Raw genomic sequence first — 23,302 nt, 5'->3', positions numbered from 1 at the left:
CCTCACAGCATGAAGGAGCCCGACAGTGTTGCTGGTTACCGATCCGGAGCCCGACCAAGGCATCTCGACCCTGACCGTAGGACAGGACGCCGCCGGCCATTGGCTGGTCCAGCAAAGCGGCGGGCGGCTCGAAGGGCGGTTCGTCTCGTTCCCCGCGGCGATGGCGTTCGCGCGTGCCGAGCGCCACGGCTTTCCCGGCGCAAGGGTGGTGGTCGTGACGACGCCGCTGGTGCCGCAGGTCTCGTTCGAGCCGGTCGCCCCTTGGGAAACCGCGCTGCCGCGTGCCGCGTGACCGTACCGTCCCTCGTTTTCCGGAGCGCCAGACATGTCCGTCTCGCATAGCCTTCAGTCCCGCAGACGTCCGAACGCCCCTGCGACCGCGACGCGTCCCGAGCACGATGATCGCTGGCCCGCCGTCGCCGCTGCCCTCAGCGAACTACGACTCGCCAAACGGCGCAGCGTTCGCATCGTCGATGCCGATTGCGGCGCCGGCACGCTACTCTTGCGAGCGGTACGCCATGCGCGCTCGCTCGGGTTCACCGCGATCGAGGGGCGCGGCATCGACGGCGCGCCCGCGCTAATTGGCCGGGCACGCGCCGCCGCCGCCAGGCTCGACGATCCCGCCATCGGTATGACGTTCGAAATGGCGGACCTGCGCGCGGCGCTCACCGAGGAGGCCGAGTTTCCCGCCGATATCCTGCTGTGCGACAACAGTGCAGGCCGCGCCGGTCTGTCTGCCGCGATCGCAGCCGCCGGACGCGTCGTGATCGATCATCCCGCGACGATCGCGCGCGCGGTGGCGGCATGACCACGCGCGATCTCGCCTGGCGTATCGCCGGGGTCGCGGTCTTCGGCCTTGCCTGCACGATCGGCAGCCGCCGAGACCTGCCATCGATGCACGGAATCGACACGCTGCTCGGGCTGGTGGCGTTCGTGCTCGCCGTCGCGGGAGTCGTGCTGATCGTGCAGGGCAAGCGCGTGCCGATGGCCTTCCGCGTCGAACGCAGCGGCCACCGCAACCTCGTCGCCGCGATCCGAAGCCAGCGACGGCAGCGCCCGGGCGTGAAGACCCACCCCACCCGCTGAACGCGCGCGCTTCGACCAGCAACCCGTCCTTATCGTAACGCGCGGTCCCGCTCGCTGCGGGATCGCGCGACATGGGCTTTTCCCAGGAACCATCATGTCCCCTTTCCACTACCGCGACGGCGTCCTCCACGCCGAACGCGTGCCCCTGCCCGCGATCGCCGCGAGCATCGGCACGCCTGCCTATGTCTATTCGACCGCCGCGTTTCGCGCCTCCGCTCGCGCCTTCAGGGCCGGACTCGCGCCGATCGCACGCCAGCACGTCGCCTTCGCGGTGAAGGCCAATCCCAATCTCGCCATACTCCGATTGCTCGCGGCCGAGGGATATGGCGCCGACATCGTATCGCACGGCGAGATGCTGCGCGCGCTCGCCGCGGGCATTCCCCCGCGGGCAATCGTCTTTTCGGGCGTCGGCAAGACCGATGCCGAGATGATCGCTGCTCTTGATGCGGGGGTTGGCCAGTTCAACGTGGAGTTCGAGGAGGAAGGCGTCGTGCTGGCGCGGCTGGCGGCGGCGCGCGGGCTGCGCGCGGTGGTGGTGTTGCGCGTCAATCCCGACATCGATGCGGGCACGCACGCGAAAATCTCGACCGGCCGGCGCGACAACAAGTTCGGCGTCGGCCTGGACGATGCGCCGGGCATCTATGCACGACTGGCACGGCTCGACGGCCTCGATCTGCGCGGCGTCGCGATCCATATCGGCAGCCAGATCGCCGATCTCGCACCGCTGGAGGCCGCCATCTCCCGCGTCGGCACGCTGATCGCGGACCTGCGTGCGGCAGGGCATCGGATCACGCATGTCGACCTCGGCGGTGGGCTCGGCATCCCGTATCGCCCCGACGAGACCTACCCGACCGCCGCGGCGTACGGCGCGATGGTCGCGCGCGTCACGCGCGACTGGGACGCGACGCTGATGTTCGAGCCGGGCCGGTTCGTGGCGGGCGATGCCGGCGTGCTCCTGACCGAGATACTCTGGGTAAAGCCCGGCGCGACGCATCCCTATGTCATCGTCGACGCGGCCATGAACGATCTCGCGCGCCCCGCGCTGTACGACGCGTTCCATGATTTCGTCGCGGTCGAACCGAACGGTCGCCGGATGGTCGCCAACATCGCCGGTCCCGTCTGCGAAAGCAGCGACACCTTCGCGATGGGCCGCGAGGTCGACGAAGTTCGTCGCGGCGATCTCGCGGTGTTCCGCACCGTCGGCGCATACGGCGCGACGATGGCCTCGACCTATAATTGCCGCCCGCTGATCCCCGAAGTGCTGGTCGACGACGATCGGTTCGCGGTGGTGGCGGACCGCATTTCGCCGCAAGCGAGGCTGGACGTGCAGCCCGTCCCGAGCTGGCGCCGGCCGATGCTTTCGCTCGCCCGTCAGCGCCGGTAACGCCGCTGCCAGACCGCCACGCCGTGCTTGGTCACCTCGGTCACGACGATCGTCGCGACGACTGCCGCCGCGCAGAACCACAGGATGGCCGCAGACACCGGCGCGGTACCCAGAACCCGGCCCAGCGGCGGCCACAGCATCGCGGTCACTTGCAACGCGATCGCGATGCCGACGCCGACCAGCAGCCATGCGTTCGACAGCAACGGCTCGCGGAGGATCGAGCGTCGCTCGCTGCGCATGCACAGCACATAGGCGTTCTGGAACAGCACCGTCATCAACAGCACCGCGTTCTGGATTTCGGCGAGCGGCCGCCCGTCGCGGTGCATCCCCGATACCAGGTACAACGCCAGCCCGGTCATCAACAGCGCGGGCGGGATCATCAGCGCGATCGCACTGCGGTCGAGGATCGGCGCGCTCGGCGGGCGGGGCGGCTGGCGCAGTTCGTCGCCCTCGCCGCGCCCGAACCCGAGCATCACGTCCTGCGCGCCGTTCGTGACGAGGTTGAGCCACAGCAGCTGCACCGCGGTCAGCGGCATCGGCAGGCCCAGCATCACCGCACCGATGAACATGCCGATCTCCGCGATCCCGGTCGCGAGCAGGATGATGACGATCCGCCGCACGTTGGCGTAGGTCACGCGGCCCTCCTCGACGCCGGCGACGATCGAGGCGAAATTGTCGTCGGCGAGCACCAGATCGGCGGCGCCGCGAGCGACGTCGGTGCCCGCGATACCCATCGCCACGCCGATATGAGCGGCCTGGAGCGCGGGCGCATCGTTGACGCCGTCGCCGGTCACCGCGACCAGTTCACCGCTGGCGGCAAGGATGCGGACGATCTCCAGCTTCTGAACCGGCTCGATCCGCGCGAATACGCGTCCGCCGAGGACGAGCCCGGCCAGCCGCCCCGGCTGGTCGGCCAGGTTGGCCATCTCCGTGCCGGTGACCACTTGATCGGTAGCCACCTCGAGCCCGAGCCCGCGCGCGATCGTCAGCGCGGTACCGGGATGATCGCCGGTCACCATTCGCACGCCGATCCCGGCCTCGGCACAGCGCGCGATCGCTGCCGGCACCTCCGGGCGGACCGGATCGATCAGCCCGATCCAGCCAAGCAGCACCAGCCCGGTCGGCGCGTCTGGATCTGTCGTCGTAACGCCGCCCGAAGCAGCGACCGCGATCACCCGGTAGCCGTCTTCCGCCATAGCCGTCGCCGCTTCCAGCGCGACGGGGTCGATCGCATGACACATCCGCCGGACCACTTCGGGCGCCCCCTTGGCGAACACCCGTGCGCCGCTACCTTCTGCGACGGCGACCGTCGAAAACTTGCGCTCCGGTTCGTACGGCAGCGCCGCGATCCGGGGTACCGCGTGCAGCACCGTCAGATCCTCGCCCCCGTCGCGCGCGAAGCCCAACAGCGCCACGTCGACCGAATCCCCGACCGGCATGCCGTCAGGACCGACCGAAGCCTCGTTGCAGAGCGCCGCCGCCCGCCGCATCGCCGCCAGGCCATCATCCGCCCAATCGGCCCGCACGAACGTCCGCCCGTCGGCTAGCAGGATGCGCTCGACCGACAGGATGTTTCGCGTCAGCGTCCCCGTCTTGTCGCTGGCGATGATCGTGCAGGCACCGAGCCCCTCGACCGCGGGCAGCGAGCGAACGATCACGTTACGCGCGGCCATCCGCCTCGTGCCTGCCGCCAGCGCGACCGTCACCGCGATCGACAACCCCTCCGGGATCGCCGACACCGCGAGCGCGACCGCGAGCAACAGTATCTGATCGCCCGGCCGGCCCTGCACCCACAGCACCAGCGCGAACGGGACGATCAGGGCGATCGTCGCGATGCTGATCTGGCGCGCCAGTCGGTCGAGCCGGATCACGAGCGGCGGCGGAGTCGGCTTCGTCGCGCGCAACGATTCGTCGATCGCGCCGAGCGCAGTGTTCGCCCCGGTCGCGACGACGATCCCGACGCCGCGGCCCTGCTCGATCATCGTTCCCGCCAGGACCATCGTCGCGCGTTCGCCAGGTGCCGTCCGGATGGGCAGGACGACCGCCTGATCCTTCGCGACCGCGACCGATTCCCCGCTGAACGTCGACTGGTCGACGCGCAGCGCGCTGCTCGAGGACAGGCGGATGTCGGCAGGCACCGCCATGCCGCTCTCCAGCTCGACCACGTCCCCGACGACCAGCGCGCGGGCATCGATCACCGATACCATCCCGCCACGCCGCACCATCGCGGTCTGGCCGATCATCCGCCCGAGCGCCGCCAGACTGTCCGCCGCCTTGCTCTCCTGAAACGTGCCGATCGCCGCGTTGACGAGCAGGACGACGCCGATGAACCCCGCATCGGTCCGATGGCCAAGCGAGAGCGAGATCGCCGCCGCCGCGACCAGCAGATAGATCAGCGGACTGTTGAACTGCCGCAGGAACAGCAGCAGCGTCGACGGCACCGGCGGCGGCGGGAGCTCGTTGACACCGTCGCGGATCAGCCGCCCGGCGGCTTCTGCCGCGGTCAGGCCGGCGTCACGCGTCCCCAGCACCGCCATGACGTGATCGGTCGACGTCGCATGCCAGATCGTTGCCGAGGGTACCGGCGCGTCGATCGGTCGATCGACGATCATCGGCCGCCCGCTTCGGCACCGGCCGGGGCACCCGTTTCGATAATCGTCACCGGCGTTCCCGTTCCGGCATTCGCCAGCGTCTCGCGCGTCACCAACAGGGTGGTGCCCGGCGTCAGCACCGTCGCCAGCGCAGCGCGGAACTTGTCCGGCAACTGCCCCTTGGCGCGATCCTCCGCGGTCAGCTCCCCGGTTCGCGGATCGCCCGGCAGCGGCAACCGCAGCCAGTGTTCACCCGCCGCGTCGACCGATTGCAGCGTGAAGGCCGATGTCCGTTCGATCGGAGCATCGACGGTTATCGCACTGGAGCCGATCTCGATCCCGTTGCGCAGCACGACGACGCGCCTGTCGCGGCCGCTGACGACGATCGACACCGGGCCCGTCGGCGACAGTGCGGGATTCCATGCGAAGTCTTCGCGACCCGACCGTCCTGCACCCAGAATGCCCGGCGTCGCCGCCACCACCGGAACGCGCGCGTCCTGCGTGATGACGACGGTGATCCCCAGACGCGTGATCCCGAACAGCAGCTTGGCGAACGCGGGGGGCAGTCGGATGCAGCCGTGCGACGCGGGATAGCCCGGCAGGTTGCCCGCATGCATCGCGATCCCGCCCCAGGTCAGCCGCTGCATGAACGGCATCGCTGCGTCCTTGTAGAGGTTGGAGACGTGATCCGCATCCTTCTGCAACACGGTGAACACCCCTGTCGGGGTCGCATGGCCGTCACTGCCGGTGGACACGGTCGAGACTCCGATCGGCACGCCGTTCCGGTAGGCATAGGCCTTTTGCGTGGCGAGACTCACGATGATGGTAACGGGCCCGGCCGGCGCGATCGCCGGCGCCCAGAGGAACTCGCCCGGCTTGAGCTGATCGATCCGGCCATCGATGCTGGTAGGCATTGGGGCCGGTAATTGCGCCGCGGAAATCGTCGCGACGTTCAAGGCGAGCGCGAGGCTGCACGTCATGCGGCGGATCGTCATCATGGGGTCCGATCGGGAAAATTTTACCCAACCGTCGCTATCGGGCGATCGGCGTGCGCATTACCGTCGGAAACTACGCAGCAGGACGGATCACGGTTCGCTTTCGAGGTCCCCTCGCGCCGGGATGAAGGTCGATCGACGCTACACCGCCAAAACGTCGGCGAAGATCATACGGCCGTGCCGACCAGCCGGCCGATCGCTGCGGTCGCGGCCATGGCGAACGCGCCCCAGAACGTGACCCGGACGACCCCGCGCCAGATGTTCGCGCCGCCTGTCTTCGCCCCGATCCCGCCCAGCAGTGCGAGGACGACCAGCGACCCGCCGGCGACCGCCACGATGAGAGACGAACGCGACGCGACGAACACGATCAGCACCGGCATCGCCGCGCCGACGATGAAGCTCGCCGCCGACGCGAGCGCCGCCTGCACCGGCCTCGCCCCTGCACCGACCGTGATGGCAAGTTCATCGCGAGCGTGCGCGCGAAGTGCGTCCTTCGCCGTCAACTGGGCTGCAACCGTCGCTGCGGTATCGGGGTCCACGCCGCGTTCGACGTAGATCCCCGCCAGCTCAGCGAGCTCGCCAACCGGGTCCTCGACCAGTTCGTGGCGCTCGCGGTCGAGTTCGGCGGTCTCGGTATCGGCCTGGGCGCTGACCGAGACATACTCGCCCGCCGCCATCGACATCGCGCCTGCAACCAGCCCCGCAATACCCGCGACGACGATCGCACTGGATTGCGCGCCGGCGGCGGCGACGCCGATGATCAGGCTCGCGGTCGACACGATCCCGTCGTTCGCGCCGAGCACCGCCGCGCGCAGCCAGCCGATCCGGTCCGCGACATGATGTTCGCGGTGCACGACGCCGCGGCGCACGATCACACGACCTGGAGCAGGTTCTCGACCATGACCGCGCCGGGTGCTGCCCAGGCCGTCCGCTCTGCGACCTTGCGATCGTGCGGCGAGTCGACCGAGCCGGTCAGCCTGACGGTGCCGCCATCGACCGTGACCTTGATCGTGTCGCCATCGAAGAACCAGGAACGGTGCAGCGCCGTCCGGATATCGTTGCTGACGTCGGTGACGTCGACACGCGGCGTGAGCGTGATGTGGTTCATCACGCCGATGACCCCCGCAAGCGGCCGTACCGCCGCCTCTGCGGCGTCCTTCTGGAAATGCCAGCGCACTTCGCCGCGCAGGCTGACCCAACCATCCTCGACCTGCGCCCGGACCGTGTCGTGCGGCACGGTGGTATCCCAGGACAGCCGCTCGACGATGGCGCTGGCGATCGCCTCGTCGCCGCGCTTGAAGCGTTCCTCGAGCCGCACTTCGATCTCTTCGGCAACCGCCTTCACGCCTTCGACGCGCCCGGCGGCACGCTCGGCGGCGTATTTCGCGGCATAGCTGCCGGCATGGCCGCTGAGCGTGACGACGCCGCCGTTCGCGGTGACGCCGATATGCCCCGCGGGTACGCTCGGATCCCAGTTCAGTTCGGCGAGCACGGCTTTCTGCAATCTGGCGTCGGCTGTCATGACACTCTCCTGAAGGATGGCGCGGCACGGGAGCCCCGAACCGGCCAGCGTCACCCTATCGAGGGGCCACGGCGCCGACAGCGTCGGGAACTACGCACACCGTCGAGGCGGTGGACCTGCGTAGTTCCCGATCCTTTCGCGACCCCACGTCATCGACGAAACCGCTGATCGGATCGGGGCGCCGGATATGCGCCCGGATCGAAGCCGGATCGGGGAACGCGACAATGACCTATTCCACCCTGTTGGTGCATCTCGACGGCGGACGGCCGAACGCCGCGTTGCTCGACGTCGCGGCGACGCTCGCCGATCGCCACGGCGCGTCGGTGATCGGCATCGCCGCCTGCCAGCCGGTCCAGATCGGCGCGTGCGACGGCTATCTCGGCGGTGAATATGCCGTGATCGAACGCGATATCGTCGCCGACGAACTCGCCCGCGCCGAGACCGAGTTCCACGCGCATGAGCGGCTCGCTGGCCACGTCCTCGAATGGCGCTCGATCCCGACGCTCATCAACATCGCCCATGTCGTCGCGGAGAATGCGCGCTCGGCCGATCTCGTCATCACCAGCGCCGGGCCGGGATACGCCGACCTGTCGACGCATGCCGATACCGGCGAGCTTATCCTGCGCGCAGGCCGTCCGGTGCTGGTGGTCCCCGACGGTGCCGCCACGACAAGCTTCAAGACGGTCATGGTCGCCTGGACCGATACCCGCGAATGTCGCCGCGCGGTGAGCGATGCGCTGCCGATATTACACGCCGCAGATCGCGTAATCATCGTCGCGGTCGCGATCGACGCGCTCGACGCTCGCGCACCGCTCGAGGATGTCGCTGCGTGGCTCACACGGCAGGGCGTCGACGTGGACAAGATCGTGGTCCGGATGAAGGGCACCAGTATCGACACGCTCGCCTCGATCGCCAACGACGTCGACGCGGATCTCGTCGTGGCCGGCGCTTACGGCCATAGCAGAATTCGCGAATGGGCGTTCGGCGGGGTCACGCGAGACCTGTTGCTACGCGACCGACGCTGCACGCTACTATCGCATTAGTGCATGATCGCGATGGCGCTCCGCAAGTATCTGGCCGCGTCGATCGCGATGAATCCAAGACCATTCATCGGCGGGACGATTCTGGCGGTGATCATCCTCGTCGAAGGACTATTAGCACATAGCGGATATCTAGCTTAACATGGGTCATGTTCCAACGTTGCACGTCGAACTCTCGGCGAATGACGGAGCGGAACCGTTCGTCGAACAAGGCCCTCGTCTCAATGACTTGCAGATCATTGCCAAGACAGTCCGTGCCGCGCGCATGATCGCTGCGCAGTCTCCCGACGGCGGCCTGACCGGCGACGCGGTGGCACGCGGCGATGCCGCGCTCGCCGAAGAGCTGGGGCTCCTGATCGACGGCGCGACCAACTACGCGATCTACATGCTCGATCCGAAAGGCCGGGTGACGATCTGGAACCGCGGTGCCGAACGCATCAAGGGCTGGGCCGAAGCGGAGATCATCGGCCGGGACTTCGCGATCTTCTATCCGGCCGACGATATCGCGACGGGCAAGCCCGAGGCCGATCTCGCCCAGGCGCATGCCTGCGGACGGATCGAGGAAGAGAGCTGGCGCGTCCGCAAGGACGGCTCCGAATTTCTCGCCGCCGTGACCATAACGGCGCTGCACGACGATGCGGGCGCGTTGCGCGGATTCGGCAAGGTCATCCGCGACATCACGCGCGAAAAGGCTGCCGAGGCGGCGATCGTGCGGCGCGAGCATCACCTTCGCTCGATCCTCAATACCGTCCCCGATGCGATGATCGTGATGAACGAGAACGGCATCGTCGCCTCGTTCAGCGCCGCCGCCGAGCTTGTCTTCGGCTATGCGGCCCGCGAGGTGATCGGCCAGAACGTCGCGATGCTGATGCCGCAGGCCGAGGCGCGCGATCACGATGCGCATCTGAGGACGTATCGGCACACCGGGGAGCGCCACGTCATCGGCGCCGTTCGTCTCGAACGGGCCATGCGCAAGGGGGGCGAGACGTTTCCGATCGAACTCGCGGTCGGCGAGGCGTCGATCGCGGGCGAACGGATCTTCACCGGCTTCATCCGCGACCTCACCAACCGCCACGCGACCGAACGGCGCCTGCAGGAGCTTCAGTCCGAACTCGTCCATGTGTCGCGGGTCAGTGCGATGGGGACGATGGCCTCCACGCTTGCGCACGAGATCAACCAGCCGCTGACAGCGATCGCCAATTACCTGGAGGCGACACGCGCGATGATCGGCGATGACGACTCGCCGTTGCTCGTCGATATCGCCGAGGCACTGGATCTGGCGGCCGCGCAATCGCTGCGTGCGGGAACGATCGTCCGACGGCTGCGGGCGTTCGTCGATGGCGGCGACACCGGGTTTCGCGACGAGCGGCTCGACGTGCTGGTCGAGGAGGCGACCAGTCTCGGCCTGCTCGGCGCGCATGAAGCGGGCATCACCGTCACCAAGACGATCGCCGACGCGACAGACGCCGGCGCCGCCACGGTTCGCGTCGATCGCGTCCAGATCCAGCAGGTGCTCGTCAACCTGATCCGCAACGCGATCCAGTCGATGGCGTCCTCGCCGCGCAAGGAACTCACGATCGCGACCGCGCCCGATCGGGACGGCTGGATGCGGATCAGCGTGACCGACACGGGCACGGGGATCGACGCGACGGTCCGCGCCCGCCTATTCGAGGCGTTCGCGACCACCAAGGAAGACGGCATGGGCCTCGGCCTGTCGATCTGCCGGACGATCGTCGAGGCGCATGGCGGCCGGATCTGGGCGGACGGCATCGCGGCGGGCGGCATCGCGACGGGCGGCACCGCCTTCCATTTCACCGTGCCGCTCGCCGCGCCCCAGGAAAGCGAAACCGATGACTGACACCACCCATGACTGAACCAGGGCGAACGGTGCACATCGTCGACGACGACGAGGCGATCCGCCAGTCGGTCGGCTTCCTGTTGCGCAAGGCAGGCTACGCGGTCGAGACGTATCCGGCAGGCACGCATTTCCTGAAGGCCGTCACGCGCGAGACGCGGGGCTGCGTGCTGCTCGACGTGCGCATGCCCGATATCGACGGTCTCGACGTGCAGGCGCGACTGGCCCAGTCCGGCATCGCGCTGCCGGTGATCATGCTGACCGGTCACGGCGACGTGACGCTGGCGGTCCGTGCGATCAAGGCGGGGGCGGTCGAATTCCTCGAAAAGCCGTTCGAGCGCACCGCGTTGCTCGCCGCGATCGAGGCCGCGCTGGCGCAGGCGGCGCGCTCCGACCGCGAGCATCTCGCCGCAGCCGACGCGGTCGTCCGCCTCGCCGCGCTCACGCCGCGCGAACGCGACGTCCTCGACGGCATGGTGCTGGGGCGCCCGAACAAGCTGATCGCCTACGACCTCGACATCGCCACGCGCACCGTCGAGGTCCACCGCGCGAACCTGATGGAGAAACTGTCCGCGCGCAGCCTGTCCGACGTCCTGCGCATCGCGTTCGCCGCCGGCTTGGGCGAGATGCCCGAACCCGCCTGACGCCCCTCGTCTTCTACGTACAGACGGCGCGGTTCGACCCTGTCATCCGATGTCTCGAAGGACCATCGATGACCGACCACTCGACCACCCCCCATGACGGCATCGGCATATCGCTGGTCGATGGCGATCCGGCGATCAGACGCGCGCGCCAGATCATGCTGCTGTCGGAGCGCTACGACGTTCGCTCCTACGCCACCAGTGCGGCGCTGCTTGCCGACCCTCGCTCGCGCGACTTCCCCTGCATCGTCGTCGATATCGAGGGGCATGGCGGTCGAGATCCCGACGACGACGGCACCGACATGCTGCGGGCGATGCGCGCATCCGGCTGGCGCGGCAAGGCGATCCTGCTCGACGGTACCGCTCCGCCGCCCGCGCTGATCCATGCCGCCGAGCGCCAGGGCGACCGCATCCTGGATCGTGGCACCGGGGACGCCTCCCTACTAACCGCGATCGCCGCGTCGATCGATCGCAGTTGGTCCGGCTGGAACGCCGCGGGATGACCTCGCCTACGTATCAGCCCATTCTGTCGCCAAGGACTTTGCCATGACCGCCACCGATCCATTCCAGGACGACCCCGACACCGCTCCCGTCCCCCGCGACGAAGGCCGGGCATTCCTCGTCGGCGGCGGGATCGCCTCGCTCGCCGCGGCACTGTTCCTCATCCGCGACGGCGATATGCGCGGTACGGATATCACGATCATCGACGAAGGCACGCTGCTCGGCGGCAGCCTGGACGGTGGCGGCTCCGCTGCAGACGGCTATTCGCTGCGCGGCGGGCGGATGCTCGAGTCGAAATACCTCTGCACGTTCGATCTCTTCTCGTCGGTCCCGACGCTGGACGGCGACAAGACCGTCACGAAGGAGATCTTCGACTGGAACGCGACGATGAAGACGTCGTCGCATTCGCGCCTGTTTTCCGGCGGACAGCGCCACGTCGCGCCCGAATTCGGCCTGACCGGACACCAGACCCGCGGTCTAGAACGGCTTGCGATCACACCCGAGGCGATCCTTGATCGCTCGACCATCGCCGATCAGTTCGACGACGCATTCTTCAAGACCAATTTCTGGATGATGTGGTGCACCACCTTCGCGTTCCAGCCCTGGCACAGCGCGGTGGAGTTCAAGCGATACCTGCTCCGCTTCGCGCACATGGTCGGCGGCTTCAATCGGCTGGAGGGGATCATGCGCACGCCCCTGAACCAGTATGACTCGATGGTCCGCCCGCTCCACGCCTGGCTGGTTGCGCGCGGCGTACAGTTCCGGATGAACACCACCGTCACCGATCTCCGGCTGGCCGAGGAGGACGGGATCACCGTCGTCCGCGGCATCCGCATCGAGAGCGGCGGCAAGACCAGCGAAATTCGCATCGATACCGACGATTACGTGATGCTCACGCTGGGTTCGATGACCGAGGGCTCCGGCCTCGGGTCGATGGACGCCCCACCCGAATTGCACGGCGCAGGCATGGGCGGGGCGTGGAAACTCTGGGAAAGGCTCGCGAAGGATCGCCCGGAATTCGGCCAGCCAGCCGCGTTCACCGAGGACGTCGATCGCTCGAAATGGGTCTCGTTCACCACCACGTTGCACGACGCCGCGCTGCTGACGCTGATCCGCGACGCGACCGGCAACGTCCCCGGTGAAGGCGGGTTGATCACGTTCACCGAGTCGAGCTGGCTAGCCTCGATCGTCATCCCCTCGCAGCCGCATTTTCTCGGCCAGCCTGACGACGTCGCGGTGTTCTGGGGATACTGCCTGTCGGTCGACGCGATCGGCGATTTCGTCCGCAAGCCGATGAGCGACTGTACCGGCCGCGAGATCATGACCGAGATCCTCGGCCATCTCGGTCTCGCTGCAAAGGCCGAGGCGATCCTCGCGAGCGCAATCTGCATCCCGTGCATGATGCCGTTCATCACCAGCCAGTTCATGCCGCGCAGGCATGGCGACCGGCCCGACGTGATCCCCGCCGGCACCGCCAACCTCGCGATCATCGGCCAATATTGCGAGATGCCCGACGACTGCGTGTTCACGGTCGAATATTCGGTCCGCTCGGCGCAGACCGCGGTCTACGGGTTGCTCGGCCTGCGCCGTTCGCCCCCCGCGGTGTACAAGGGCGTGTTCGATCCGCGCGTGCTGTTCAGGGCATTCGTCGCGCTTCACGATCTCGCGACGACCGGCGACCACGGGACCAGCTAGGTCCCGTCAGGCGACCGGCGCTTTACGAGGCGAGCGTCAGCGTGCGTTGCGTCCGGTGTGTCGAGGACCGATGCCCGCGCGCCGTCGCGTTGCGATCCGCACGCATAATGCCAGCAGAGAACGCCGGTCGCCGTTGAACCGATATCGTCGACGCCTGCGCCAGAAGCGCGTCCAGCGCCTCGCCGTACAGCCGCGCGAGCAACTGATGGGCCTTGCGCGCGCAGGGGCCGGCCGCGGCATCCGCCATCGCCAGCGTGTCGTCGAGACGCCGCTGGAAATAGCGCATTTCGGTGTGGATAGCGTTCATTGCGAACTCCCCGCTGGCCCGCGATCGCCGCCGCATGATGCGGGTTCCGATGGAGCTGATCCTGTTCCGAGCTTAGCGCAGGAGGTATCCGACGTCGGGACTCGGAAAGCACGTACTCGCCGCAGTTCTCACGCGAGCGCGGCGGCATGCAGGGCGATCTGCGCATCTTCCTGCGACGCGATCACACGGACGTCGAGCCCCGGTATCCAGGCCAGCCCGTCGCGAACCGCGCGGCCGGTGTGTCCGTCGTTCTCGCCGATGCCGCCCGTCAGCACGAGCATGTCCACGCCGCCGAGCGAGGCGATCATCGCCGCGATCTGCTTGCACACCGATCGCTCGAACATCCGGACGGCGAGGTCGGCGTCTTTGGTCGCCGCAGCGCGCAGAACGCGCATGTCGCCGGACAGCCCCGAGATACCCGTCATCCCGGAAGCATGATCGACAAGCGTCGCTAGCGCCTTCGCGTCCAGCTCGGTTTCTCGCAGCAGGTACAGCAACACGCCCGGATCGATATCGCCCGTCCGCGTCGCCATCATCACGCCGCCCGACGGGGTCAGCCCCATGCTGGTGTCGATCGATCGCCCATCGCGCACGGCAGTCACGCTCGCGCCGTTGCCGAGATGCGCGATCACCAGCCGTGCGGGCATTTGGTCGCCCAGTTGGCGGACGATCGACTCGCACGATAGCCCGTGGAAGCCGTACCGTCGGACTCCGGTCGCACGGTACTCGCGTGGTATGGGCAAGGTTTGCGCAATGTCCGGCATCCCCGCATGGAACGTGGTATCGAAGCACGCGATCTGCGGCACGCCCGGATAGCGCACCTCCGCGGCTCGGATCAGCGCTAGCGAGGCAGGGCCGTGCAGCGGCGCGAACGCACATGCCGCCTCCAGATCCGCCAACACCGCATCGTCGATCCGGCAATGCGCGTCGCGGTGCGGGCCACCGTGGACGATCCGGTGACCGATCACCGTGGGCGTCGGCCACCCCTTCAGCGCGGTCTCGATTGTGTCGAAGAAGCGGCCATGATCGTCGCCATCATCGGCGGGCGTCTCGATCGTCCCGCCGACGAGCAGGGCGGGCTCCGGATCGACCGCGTACAGACCATACTTCAGCGACGAGGACCCGCTGTTCAGCACGAGAACTACGACCATTGCCAGTCACGCACCTCCGGCAGATCGTCGCCCTGCTCGGCGATGTAGAGCTTGTGCCGCTCCATCGTCGTCCAGTAGCGCGCCGTCTCGCGCGGCACGCAATCGCGCAGCCGAGGCACGCGCTCGATCGCGTCGAGCGCCAGCCGGTACCGGTCGAGATCGTTCAGCACGACCATGTCGAACGGCGTCGTCGTGGTCCCCATCTCCTTATACCCGCGGACGTGGATATTGTCGTGATTGGCGCGCCGGTACGTCAGCTTGTGGATCATCGCCGGATAGCCGTGGAACGCGAAGATCACCGGCTTGTCGCGCGTGAACATCGCATCGAACTCGCGCTCGTCGAGCCCGTGCGAATGTTCGGAGCGTGACTGCAGCACCATCAGGTCGACCACGTTGACCACCCGGATGCGGATGTCGGGCACGTACGCACGCAGCATCGTCACCGCCGCCAGCGTCTCCAGCGTCGGTACGTCCCCCGCACACGCCATCACCACGTCGGGGTCGGCGTCGTCGCCCGCCCAGTCCCAGATCCCCGCGCCCGCGGTGCAGTGCCGCACCGCCGCGTCGATCCCGAGCCATTGCCATTCGGGCTGCTTCCCCGCGACGATCACGTTCACATACCCCCGGCTCCGCAGGCAGTGATCGCCAACCGACAACAGGCAGTTCGCATCGGGTGGCAGGTAGATCCGCGCGACGTCCGCGGTCTTGTTCGCGACGTGATCGATGAACCCCGGATCCTGGTGCGAAAGCCCGTTGTGATCCTGCCGCCAGACATGCGACGTCAGCAGGTAATTGAGCGACGCGATCGGCCGCCGCCACGGGATCGTCCTGGTCGTCTTCAGCCACTTGGCATGCTGGTTGACCATCGAATCGACGATGTGGACGAACGCCTCGTAACACGAGAACAGCCCGTGCCGCCCGGTCAGCAGATACCCCTCGAGCCAGCCTTGGCACAGATGCTCGCTCAGCACCTCCATCACGCGCCCATCGGGCCCGAGATGTTCGTCGACCGCCTCGATCTCCGCCATCCAGACTTTTCCCGACACGTCGTACACGTCGGCAAGCCTGTTCGATGCGGTCTCGTCCGGCCCGAACAGGCGGAAGTTCACGCTCGCCAGATTAAGCTTCATCACGTCGCGCAAATACCGCCCGAGCACCCGCGTCGCCTCGGCCTTCACCGTGCCCGGCCCGTCCACCGCCATCGCGTACTCACGGAAATCGGGCAGCGACAACGGCACCATCAGTTCGCCACCATTGGCGTGCGGGTTCGATCCCATCCGCAGATGCCCGGTCGGTGCGAGCGACGCATACTCCTCCAGGAACTTGCCCGTCTCGTCGAACAGCTCTTCGGGCCGGTAGCTCCGCATCCACGCCTCGAGCTGGCGTAGATGCTCGGGATCCTTGAAGTCCGCGATCGGTACCTGATGCGCGCGCCACGTACCCTCGACCGGCTTGCCATCGACGAACTTCGGCCCGGTCCAGCCCTTCGGCGTGCGGAACACGATCATCGGCCAGCGCGGTCGCTCGGGCTTCACACCCTCGACACGCGCCGCCGCCTGGATCGCCTGTATCCGCGCCAACGCCTTGTCGAGCGCCGCGGCGAGCTGCTGGTGGACCGCCGCCGGATCGCTGCCGCCGACATAATAGGGCTCATGCCCATAGCCGCGCAGCAACGCGTCGAGCTCATGCCCGTCGATCCGCGCCAGGATCGTCGGATTGGCGATCTTGAAGCCGTTGAGATGCAGGATCGGCAGCACCGCGCCGTCGCGCGGGATTGAGGAACTTGTTCGAGTGCCAGCTCGCCGCCAGCGCGCCCGTCTCCGCCTCGCCGTCGCCGACCACGCAGGCAACGATCAAATCGGGATTGTCGAACGCCGCGCCGTAAGCATGCGCGAGCGAGTACCCCAGTTCGCCGCCTTCGTGGATAGATCCCGGCGTCTCGGGCGCGACATGACTCGGAATGCCACCCGGCCACGAGAATTGCCGGAACAGCCGGTGCATGCCGCTGCGGCTCCGCTCGATCGCCGGATAGCGTTCGGTGTACGAGCCCTCCAGATAGGTGTTCGCGACCAGTCCCGGCCCGCCATGCCCCGGCCCGATGATGTTGATCATGTCGAGGTCATGCTCGACGATCAGGCGGTTGAGATGGACGTAGAGGAAGTTCAGCCCCGGCGTCGTCCCCCAATGCCCGAGCAGCCGCGGCTTGACGTCGGCGATCGTCAGCGGCCGATCGAGCAACGCATTGTCGCGCAGGTAGATCTGCCCGACCGACAGATAATTCGCCGCCCGCCAATACGCGTCCATCCGGCGCAGCATGTCGTGGGACAGCGGGTGCGTCTTCGCAGGTGCCAGCGTTGCAATATCGGCCATGTTCAGCTCCCGAAATCGAGGACGACGCGCGACGCGACCTGCCCGTGTTGGAGCCGGTCGAAGATGTCGTTGATCGCCGACAAGGGCTGCACTTCGATATCGGCCTTCACCTTGCCATCCGCGGCAAAGGCGAGCGCCTCGGCCATGTCCTAGCGCGTCCCGACGAACGAGCCGCGCACCGTGATGCACTGCGCCACGACGTCGAACAGCGGCATCGGAAAGTCGCCCGGCGGCAGTCCGACGAGCACGCACGTTCCCTTGCGCCGCGTCATCGCTACGCCTTGATTGAACGCGGTCAGCGACGGTGCAGTAATCAGCACGCCGTGCGCGCCGCCGCCCGTCCCATCCTTCAGTGCCGCAATCGCATCGCCCTTGCGCGCGTCGATCAACAGTTCCGCGCCAAGCGCCTTGGCATGCGCGAGCTTGCCCTCGTCGACATCGACCGCGGCAACGCGCAACCCCATCGCTTTGGCGTACTGCACCGCCAGATGCCCCAGCCCGCCGACGCCCGAGATCGCGACCCACTCGCCGGGCTTCGCGCCCGTTTCCTTGATACCCTTGTAGGTGGTGATCCCCGCACAGATGATCGGTGCCGCCTCGACCGCGGACAGGCCTGCGGGAATATGCGCGACGTAGTTCGGGTCGGCGAGGATATACTCCGCGAACCCGCCATTGCGCGTGTAGCCGCCGAACTCAGCCTCGGCGCACACCGTCTCCCAGGCGGACAGGCAGTATTCGCAATGCCCGCACGCGGAATACAACCACGGCACGCCGACCCGGTCGCCAAGCTTCACGATCGTCACCCCCGCGCCGACCTCGACGACGATGCCGATCCCCTCATGCCCAGGGATGAACGGCGGCGTCGGCTTGACCGGCCAGTCGCCGTGCGCGGCGTGCAGATCGGTGTGGCACACCCCACACGCTTCGGTCTTGACGACGATCTGTCCGGGCCCTGCGACCGGTACCGGCCATTCGCGCAAGGTCAGGGGTTTGCCGAACGCCTCGACGACGGCGGCGTGCATCATACGGGTCATGGAATTTCCTTGAAGATACGGATGGATCAGCGTGCCATCCGGGCGACGAGCGCGGGATCGGCCAGCAGCGCCTCGTCCCCGAATGCGATCTGCGCGCAGGTCCGCTGCGCGTGGACCGCGACGTCACGAAGATACTGGTCGGCGAACTGCTTGCGGAGATCCTGCGTGATATGCGCGATCCGGCGATGCTCCTGCGATCGCATCCCGAACGCGTGGACGATATACTGGTCGAAGACGCTGTTCAGCCCTTGCCCCTGGCCCTGTTCGTCGAGCCAGATCTTGCTGGCGGCCGACGTCGAGAAGCTGAGCAACCGCTTGCCGCCCAACAGATCGGTCCGCACCCGGCCCTGCAACGCCTCCGGTTGCACGCCCGCACCGAACACGCGCTCGACATAGCCCTTCAGCATTGCCGGCGGCGTCCCGAACCAGATCGGATAGACCAGCACGAACACGTCGCAACCGGAAATGGCATCCACCTCGTCGATCACATCCTCCTCGTAGGCTGCTGCGACAGTCGTCGGCCGCTCCGCCGCCTTCAACACCGGATCGAACCCGATCGCGTAGAGATCGCGCAGGACGACCACCTGTCCGGCCGCACGAACCGCGTCGCAATAGGCGCCCGCGATCGCGTGATTGAAGCTCGACGGATCGGGGTGGCACAGGATCACCGCGTGCCGGCCTCCCGCTGCAGATCGCTCGTCGGACATCGTCGGCCTTTCCCTTCAGTACGCAGCGGACTCCACGGGATCGCGCACGAGCTTGCAGCGCGGTGATCCAGGGCGTCCGGGTAAGGCAGAACTACGCGATCGAGCGATTGCAGTTGACCCTCGGGAATTACGCACTCGTGCATCGAGGCGCTCTTGGCGAAAGGTTAACGAGACTATCGCGGCCGGTAACCAATTAGTGTCGCGGGCACGAAACCGTCTGATGTCGCATCCGGATAACTTCGGCAAAACTCACGGGAATCTGTCGAAAAACTTGGGTTTTCTCTACATGTCTGAAAAATTGTAATTTATTTATGCACAAATGACGTAATTGTCTTGTGTCAAACTTAGTTTCCAGACATATGTTAAGGACGCTTTGGGGTAAGCCATACACCGCGATTCTCGCGGCCGACCACGTCCCAAGCTCTTACGCCTCATCATCTGTAGTGAGATGCAGTGCAACGCGATCACGTCGCGGCCCTGATCTTTACGAAGGCTTCGTCCTCGCTTCGGGCGCTCTACCCTCTACTCGAACGGCTCCCGCTGCTGCGGATGGGAGACCCGTGCCTTCCATCCGCGGTGACTTTCGAGGTGTTCATGTACAAGTCGACCCTTTGGGCGGCCGCGCTTGCGGCTGTGAGCCCGGCTGCCCTGCTGATTTCGACGCAATCGGCGCAGGCGCAGGTTCCCGTCGGGGCCGGTGGACAGCTCCAGCAGATCCCGCCCGTACCGTTGAACGAGACGCCCGCGCCCGACTTCGGCTTCGATCGGAAAGCGCCGGTCGTCGTTCCTGCCGCTGGTGGTCCGAAGACGCTCGTCCGGTCGCTGCGCGTGACCGGTGCGACGCTGTTTCCCGAGGCCGACCTGATCGCCGCGTCCGAGTTCACGCCGAACAGCGAGCTCGACCTGTCCGAGCTGAAGACGCTCGCCGCGCGGATCACCGCCTATTACACGAGCCGCGGCTATTTCGTCGCGAACGCCTACCTCCCCGAGCAGGACGTACAGAGCGGCGCGGTCACGATCGCGGTGCTCGAAGGGCGTTTCGGCGCGATCGGGCTCAAGAACGAGTCGAGGCTGTCGGATAGCGTCGCAAACGGCATCCTCACCGGGCTCGACGTCGGCGATCCAGTCGCGGTCGCGCCGCTCGAACGCCGCCTGCTGATGCTGTCTGACCTGCCCGGCTTGCGCGTATCCTCGACGCTCAGCCCCGGCACCGCAGTCGGCACGTCCGACCTGCTGGTCGCGATCACCCCCGGCCAGAGCATCACCGGCAGCGTCGAGGCCGACAATGCCGGCAATCGCTACACCGGCGCGTACCGCGTCGGCGGCGTGGTCAACTGGAACAACCCGACGGGCTCTGGCGACGTGCTGAGCCTGCGCGCGCTGACCTCGTTCTCCGGGCTCGCCTACGGCCGCGCGTCGTACCAGGCACCGATCGGGCAGGTCACGCTCGGCGTCGCGTTCGCGCATCTCGACTATTCGCTCGGCAAGGAATTCGACAGCCTCGACGGCAGCGGCAATGCCGACGTCGCCAGCGTCTATGCCAGCTATCCGCTGATCCGCTCGCGCGACAACAACCTGTACGTGACGCTTGGCGGCGACGTGAAATGGTTCGAGGACAAGATCGGCATCGTCGACGTCACTACGTATCGCCGCGCGCAGGTGATCACCGCAGGGCTCAGCGGCGATGAGCACGACACGCTGCTCGGGGGCGGCTGGAGCGCGTATTCGTTGAGCTACTCGGTCGGCAATCTCGACATTCGCGGCGCGTTCGAGCGCTCGATCGATGCCCTGACCGCACGCACCGATGGCAGCTATGGGAAGGTGCAGTTCAGCTTCGCGCGGTTGCAGACGATCGCCGGGCCGCTGTCGCTGTTCGCCTCCGCGCGCGGGCAGATCGCGTTCAGCAACCTCGACATCTCCGAGAAGATGGAACTGGGCGGCGCCTACGCCGTCCGCGCCTACCCAGAGGGCGAGGCTTACGGCGACCAGGGCTATGTCGCCACCGCCGAGGCGCGGCTGGCCTTGCCGCAGGTCGTGCCGGGTGCGCTCCAGCTGTTCGGGTTCGTCGACGTCGGCGAGGTCGATTACGTCAAGCACCCGTATTTCGACGGATCGAACCACGCGAAGCGCAGCGCGTACGGCGCCGGCCTGAGCTGGGCGGGACCGTACGGGATCGCCGCCCGGGCGACGTACGCGCGGAAACTCGGCGATGCCGATGCGACGTCCGCCCCCGACAAGTCGGGCCGCGCCTGGTTCCAGCTCTCGAAGACCTTCTGAGCGCACCAGCACCCCCCCAAAATTCAGCGGCCATCCGCCGCCACCGAGGATACCGCACATGACCCCCATCCCTTCGTCGATCAGAAACACCAGTCGCCCCGCTCCCACCGTCACGCGCATCAAGCGCGGCGGCTTGTTCGGCACGACCGGCCTCGCGCGGTTCGCGTGGCTGATCGGGTTCAGCCTCGCGGGCACGGTGGTGGCACGCCCGGTCGAGGCGCAGACGCTCCCAACCGGCGGTGAGGTCGTCGCTGGCCAGGCGAGCATCGCGACCGGCAGCAAGTCGCTGACCGTGACGCAGACCAGCGATCGCGCGGCGATCAACTGGCAGTCCTTTTCGATCGGCAAGGGCAAGAGCGTCGTCTTCGAGCAGCCGACCAGCAGCTCGGTCGCGCTGAACCGCGTGCTCGGCACCGATCCGTCGGTCATCCTCGGCAATCTGTCGGCGAACGGGAAGGTGTTCCTGGTCAATGCGAACGGCATCCTGTTCGGCCAGACCGCCAACGTTAACGTCGGCGGCCTCGTGGCATCGACGCTGAACATTTCCGACGCCGATTTCCTCGCAGGCAAGAACAGTTTCGCGGGCACGAGCGGCGCGTCGGTCCAGAACGATGGCAAGATCACCGCGAAGGGCGGCTACGTCGCGTTGCTGGGCGCAAACGTCGGCAACAGCGGGACGATCAAGGCGAATTTTGGTACCGTCGTGCTGGCCGGCGGCGAGGCGATCACGCTCGACGTCGCGGGTGACGGGCTGCTCAACGTCGCGGTCGACAAGGGGGCGGTCGGCGCGCTGGTGCGCAACGGCGGGCTGATCCGCGCCGACGGCGGCAAGGTCGTGATGACCGCGCAAGGGGCCGGCGACCTGCTCCACACCGCGGTCAACAACACCGGCATCGTCGAGGCGCGTACGTTGCAGAACCGCGGCGGCACGATCCTGCTGCTCGGCGACATGAAGACCGGCACCGTCAGCGTCAGCGGCGAACTCGATGCGAGCGCACCCGTCGGCGGCAATGGCGGCTTCATCGAGACGTCGGCGGCCACCGTCAACGTCGCCGATAGCGCCAAGGTCTCGACCTTCGCGCGGTCCGGCCTGACCGGCATGTGGTTGATCGATCCGCAGGATTACGTGATCGGTGCGGGCGGCAACATCTCGGGCGCTACGCTGTCGGCGCAGCTCGTCACGACCAGCATCACGATCAGCACGATCCCCGCGGCGGGCGACACCACCACCGGCAACGGCGATATCTTCGTCAACGACGCGGTCGCGTGGACCGCGTCGGGCGTGCCGACGACGCTGACGATGAACGCCTTTCGCGACGTCAACATCAACGCGCCGATCACCGCGACCAACGGCAACATCGTCGCCTGCTGTGGCCGCGACGTGAACGTCAACGCGGCGCTGACCACGACCAACGGCAGCATCCTGCTCAACGCCGGCCGCAACGTGCAGGTGTTCCACGCGATCACCACGACCGATGGCAACATCGCCTTGTGCGCAGGCCATGACGTGATGATCGACGCAGCGGTGACGCTGACGCGCGGTACCACGATCCCGGCGCAGAGCCTGGGCCTGCCGGTCGGCCTCACGCTGATCGCGGGGTCGGACGGCACCGGGCCGGGCGTCAACGGCGGCACGATCGTGTTCTCCGCGCTGTCGCCGCCGACCACCGTCACCGCGGCGCCGGTATCGATCAACTACAACCCGGTCTCGTACACCACGCCGACCGACTTCTCGACCGAGTTCGTCCTGACCGAAGGCGCAGCGATCACCCAGCGGATGCTGCTGTTCCCGACCGCGCAGAAGGTCGCCGACGGCACCAATGCGGCGGTCTTGAGCGGGTTCAATACCAACGGCACCTCGGGCACGCCGACCGGCGTATCGCTGGTCGCCGGCCCGAACGCGACCGCGACGTTCGACAGCACCGGCGAAGGCACGGGCATCGGCGTCAGCTTCAGCGGCTACACGCTAACCGGCGCGAACGCGGACCAATATGCGCTGGCAAGTTCGTGCTGCGTCGCCGGGTTCCGGACGACCGGCACGATCACGGCCGCGGCACCTGCTCCAGCGCCTGCCCCGGCTCCAGCGCCCGCCCCGGCACCAGCGCCTGCTCCAGCACCGGCGCCCGCCCCGGCGCCTGCCCCGGCA

General features: G+C 67.3%; 19 protein-coding genes and 2 pseudogenes. 12 read left to right on the top strand and 9 right to left on the bottom strand.

Annotated elements, in window-relative coordinates:
- The first annotated feature begins 25 nt into the window (after window positions 1-25).
- The 4 genes from IFR23_RS07945 to lysA all read left to right on the top strand — a co-directional run bounded on the left by IFR23_RS07945 (window position 26) and on the right by lysA (window position 2,470).
- Window positions 26-292 (top strand): hypothetical protein, encoded by a 267-nt coding sequence (locus IFR23_RS07945; protein ID WP_192975420.1) that lies wholly within the window; start codon window positions 26-28, stop codon window positions 290-292.
- A 33-nt stretch (window positions 293-325) separates the two neighbouring features.
- A complete protein-coding gene (locus tag IFR23_RS07940) occupies window positions 326-808 on the top strand; it encodes an SAM-dependent methyltransferase (RefSeq protein ID WP_192975419.1) in 483 nt (160 codons plus the stop codon).
- Window positions 805-1,086, top strand: a complete 282-nt coding sequence (locus IFR23_RS07935) for a hypothetical protein (RefSeq protein WP_192975418.1) — start codon at window positions 805-807, stop codon at window positions 1,084-1,086. The genes IFR23_RS07940 and IFR23_RS07935 overlap by 4 nt, the downstream gene beginning before the upstream one ends.
- Before the next feature lie 94 nt (window positions 1,087-1,180).
- Window positions 1,181-2,470 carry a diaminopimelate decarboxylase gene (gene lysA, locus IFR23_RS07930; protein ID WP_192975417.1) on the top strand — a complete coding sequence of 430 codons (1,290 nt, stop codon included), beginning with the start codon at window positions 1,181-1,183 and terminating at the stop codon, window positions 2,468-2,470.
- Here lysA and IFR23_RS07925 read toward each other — a convergent pair.
- The 4 genes from IFR23_RS07925 to IFR23_RS07910 all read right to left on the bottom strand — a co-directional run bounded on the left by IFR23_RS07925 (window position 2,458) and on the right by IFR23_RS07910 (window position 7,578).
- Window positions 2,458-5,082 carry a cation-translocating P-type ATPase gene (locus IFR23_RS07925; protein WP_192975416.1) on the bottom strand — a complete coding sequence of 875 codons (2,625 nt, stop codon included), beginning with the start codon at window positions 5,080-5,082 and terminating at the stop codon, window positions 2,458-2,460. The two genes, lysA and IFR23_RS07925, sit on opposite strands and share 13 nt — an antisense overlap.
- Window positions 5,079-6,059, bottom strand: a complete 981-nt coding sequence (locus tag IFR23_RS07920; RefSeq protein WP_244655527.1) for a L,D-transpeptidase — start codon at window positions 6,057-6,059, stop codon at window positions 5,079-5,081. The genes IFR23_RS07925 and IFR23_RS07920 overlap by 4 nt, the downstream gene beginning before the upstream one ends.
- Before the next feature lie 164 nt (window positions 6,060-6,223).
- Window positions 6,224-6,925 (bottom strand): VIT1/CCC1 transporter family protein, encoded by a 702-nt coding sequence (locus tag IFR23_RS07915; RefSeq protein WP_342344896.1) that lies wholly within the window; start codon window positions 6,923-6,925, stop codon window positions 6,224-6,226.
- Window positions 6,926-6,927: 2 nt separating this feature from the next.
- On the bottom strand, window positions 6,928-7,578 hold the full coding sequence (locus IFR23_RS07910) for a BON domain-containing protein (protein ID WP_192975415.1): 651 nt from the start codon (window positions 7,576-7,578) through the stop codon (window positions 6,928-6,930).
- Window positions 7,579-7,802: 224 nt separating this feature from the next.
- Between IFR23_RS07910 and IFR23_RS07905 the strand changes: the two genes are divergently transcribed.
- The 6 genes from IFR23_RS07905 (at window position 7,803) to IFR23_RS07885 (ending at window position 13,310) form a co-directional block, all read left to right on the top strand.
- On the top strand, window positions 7,803-8,621 hold the full coding sequence (locus IFR23_RS07905; RefSeq protein ID WP_192975414.1) for a universal stress protein: 819 nt from the start codon (window positions 7,803-7,805) through the stop codon (window positions 8,619-8,621).
- 3 nt (window positions 8,622-8,624) lie between these two features.
- Window positions 8,625-8,759, top strand: a complete 135-nt coding sequence (locus tag IFR23_RS20425; protein ID WP_258191315.1) for a hypothetical protein — start codon at window positions 8,625-8,627, stop codon at window positions 8,757-8,759.
- Window position 8,760: 1 nt separating this feature from the next.
- The gene (locus IFR23_RS07900; RefSeq protein WP_244655526.1) at window positions 8,761-10,476 is read left to right on the top strand and encodes a PAS domain-containing sensor histidine kinase; all 1,716 of its coding nucleotides are present in this window, start codon (window positions 8,761-8,763) and stop codon (window positions 10,474-10,476) included.
- A gap of 8 nt (window positions 10,477-10,484) precedes the next feature.
- A complete protein-coding gene (locus tag IFR23_RS07895; protein ID WP_192975413.1) occupies window positions 10,485-11,117 on the top strand; it encodes a response regulator transcription factor in 633 nt (210 codons plus the stop codon).
- A gap of 68 nt (window positions 11,118-11,185) precedes the next feature.
- Complete coding sequence (locus IFR23_RS07890; RefSeq protein WP_192144781.1) at window positions 11,186-11,617, top strand: hypothetical protein; 432 nt, start codon at window positions 11,186-11,188, stop codon at window positions 11,615-11,617.
- A gap of 43 nt (window positions 11,618-11,660) precedes the next feature.
- Complete coding sequence (locus IFR23_RS07885; protein ID WP_192975412.1) at window positions 11,661-13,310, top strand: oleate hydratase; 1,650 nt, start codon at window positions 11,661-11,663, stop codon at window positions 13,308-13,310.
- 22 nt (window positions 13,311-13,332) lie between these two features.
- Here the strand turns inward: IFR23_RS07885 and IFR23_RS07880 are convergent, their stop codons facing one another.
- The 5 genes and pseudogenes from IFR23_RS07880 to IFR23_RS07860 all read right to left on the bottom strand — a co-directional run bounded on the left by IFR23_RS07880 (window position 13,333) and on the right by IFR23_RS07860 (window position 18,879).
- Window positions 13,333-13,617 carry a hypothetical protein gene (locus IFR23_RS07880; RefSeq protein ID WP_192975411.1) on the bottom strand — a complete coding sequence of 95 codons (285 nt, stop codon included), beginning with the start codon at window positions 13,615-13,617 and terminating at the stop codon, window positions 13,333-13,335.
- A gap of 128 nt (window positions 13,618-13,745) precedes the next feature.
- Window positions 13,746-14,768 (bottom strand): acetate/propionate family kinase, encoded by a 1,023-nt coding sequence (locus IFR23_RS07875; protein ID WP_192975410.1) that lies wholly within the window; start codon window positions 14,766-14,768, stop codon window positions 13,746-13,748.
- Window positions 14,759-17,072 (bottom strand): annotated as a pseudogene (locus IFR23_RS07870) (phosphoketolase family protein). Before IFR23_RS07870 ends, IFR23_RS07875 begins: the two are co-directional and overlap by 10 nt.
- Before the next feature lie 68 nt (window positions 17,073-17,140).
- A pseudogene (gene adhP, locus IFR23_RS07865) lies at window positions 17,141-18,172 on the bottom strand (alcohol dehydrogenase AdhP).
- A gap of 26 nt (window positions 18,173-18,198) precedes the next feature.
- The gene (locus IFR23_RS07860; RefSeq protein ID WP_192975409.1) at window positions 18,199-18,879 is read right to left on the bottom strand and encodes an NAD(P)H-dependent oxidoreductase; all 681 of its coding nucleotides are present in this window, start codon (window positions 18,877-18,879) and stop codon (window positions 18,199-18,201) included.
- 594 nt (window positions 18,880-19,473) lie between these two features.
- On the opposite strand from IFR23_RS07860, the gene IFR23_RS07855 reads away from it, so the two are divergent.
- Both IFR23_RS07855 and IFR23_RS07850 read left to right on the top strand, forming a co-directional pair.
- Entirely contained in the window at window positions 19,474-21,156 is a 1,683-nt protein-coding gene (locus IFR23_RS07855) for a ShlB/FhaC/HecB family hemolysin secretion/activation protein (protein ID WP_192975408.1), read from the top strand.
- A 58-nt stretch (window positions 21,157-21,214) separates the two neighbouring features.
- Window positions 21,215-23,302, top strand: a 2,088-nt coding sequence (locus tag IFR23_RS07850; RefSeq protein ID WP_192975407.1) for a two-partner secretion domain-containing protein, incomplete at its 3' end; no start/stop codon positions are given.

Origin of the sequence: Sphingomonas sp. CFBP 13603 (assembly GCF_014892665.1) — a bacterium.
Classification (GTDB): Bacteria; Pseudomonadota; Alphaproteobacteria; order Sphingomonadales; family Sphingomonadaceae; genus Sphingomonas.
This window is presented reverse-complemented; position numbering and strand designations above follow the sequence as displayed.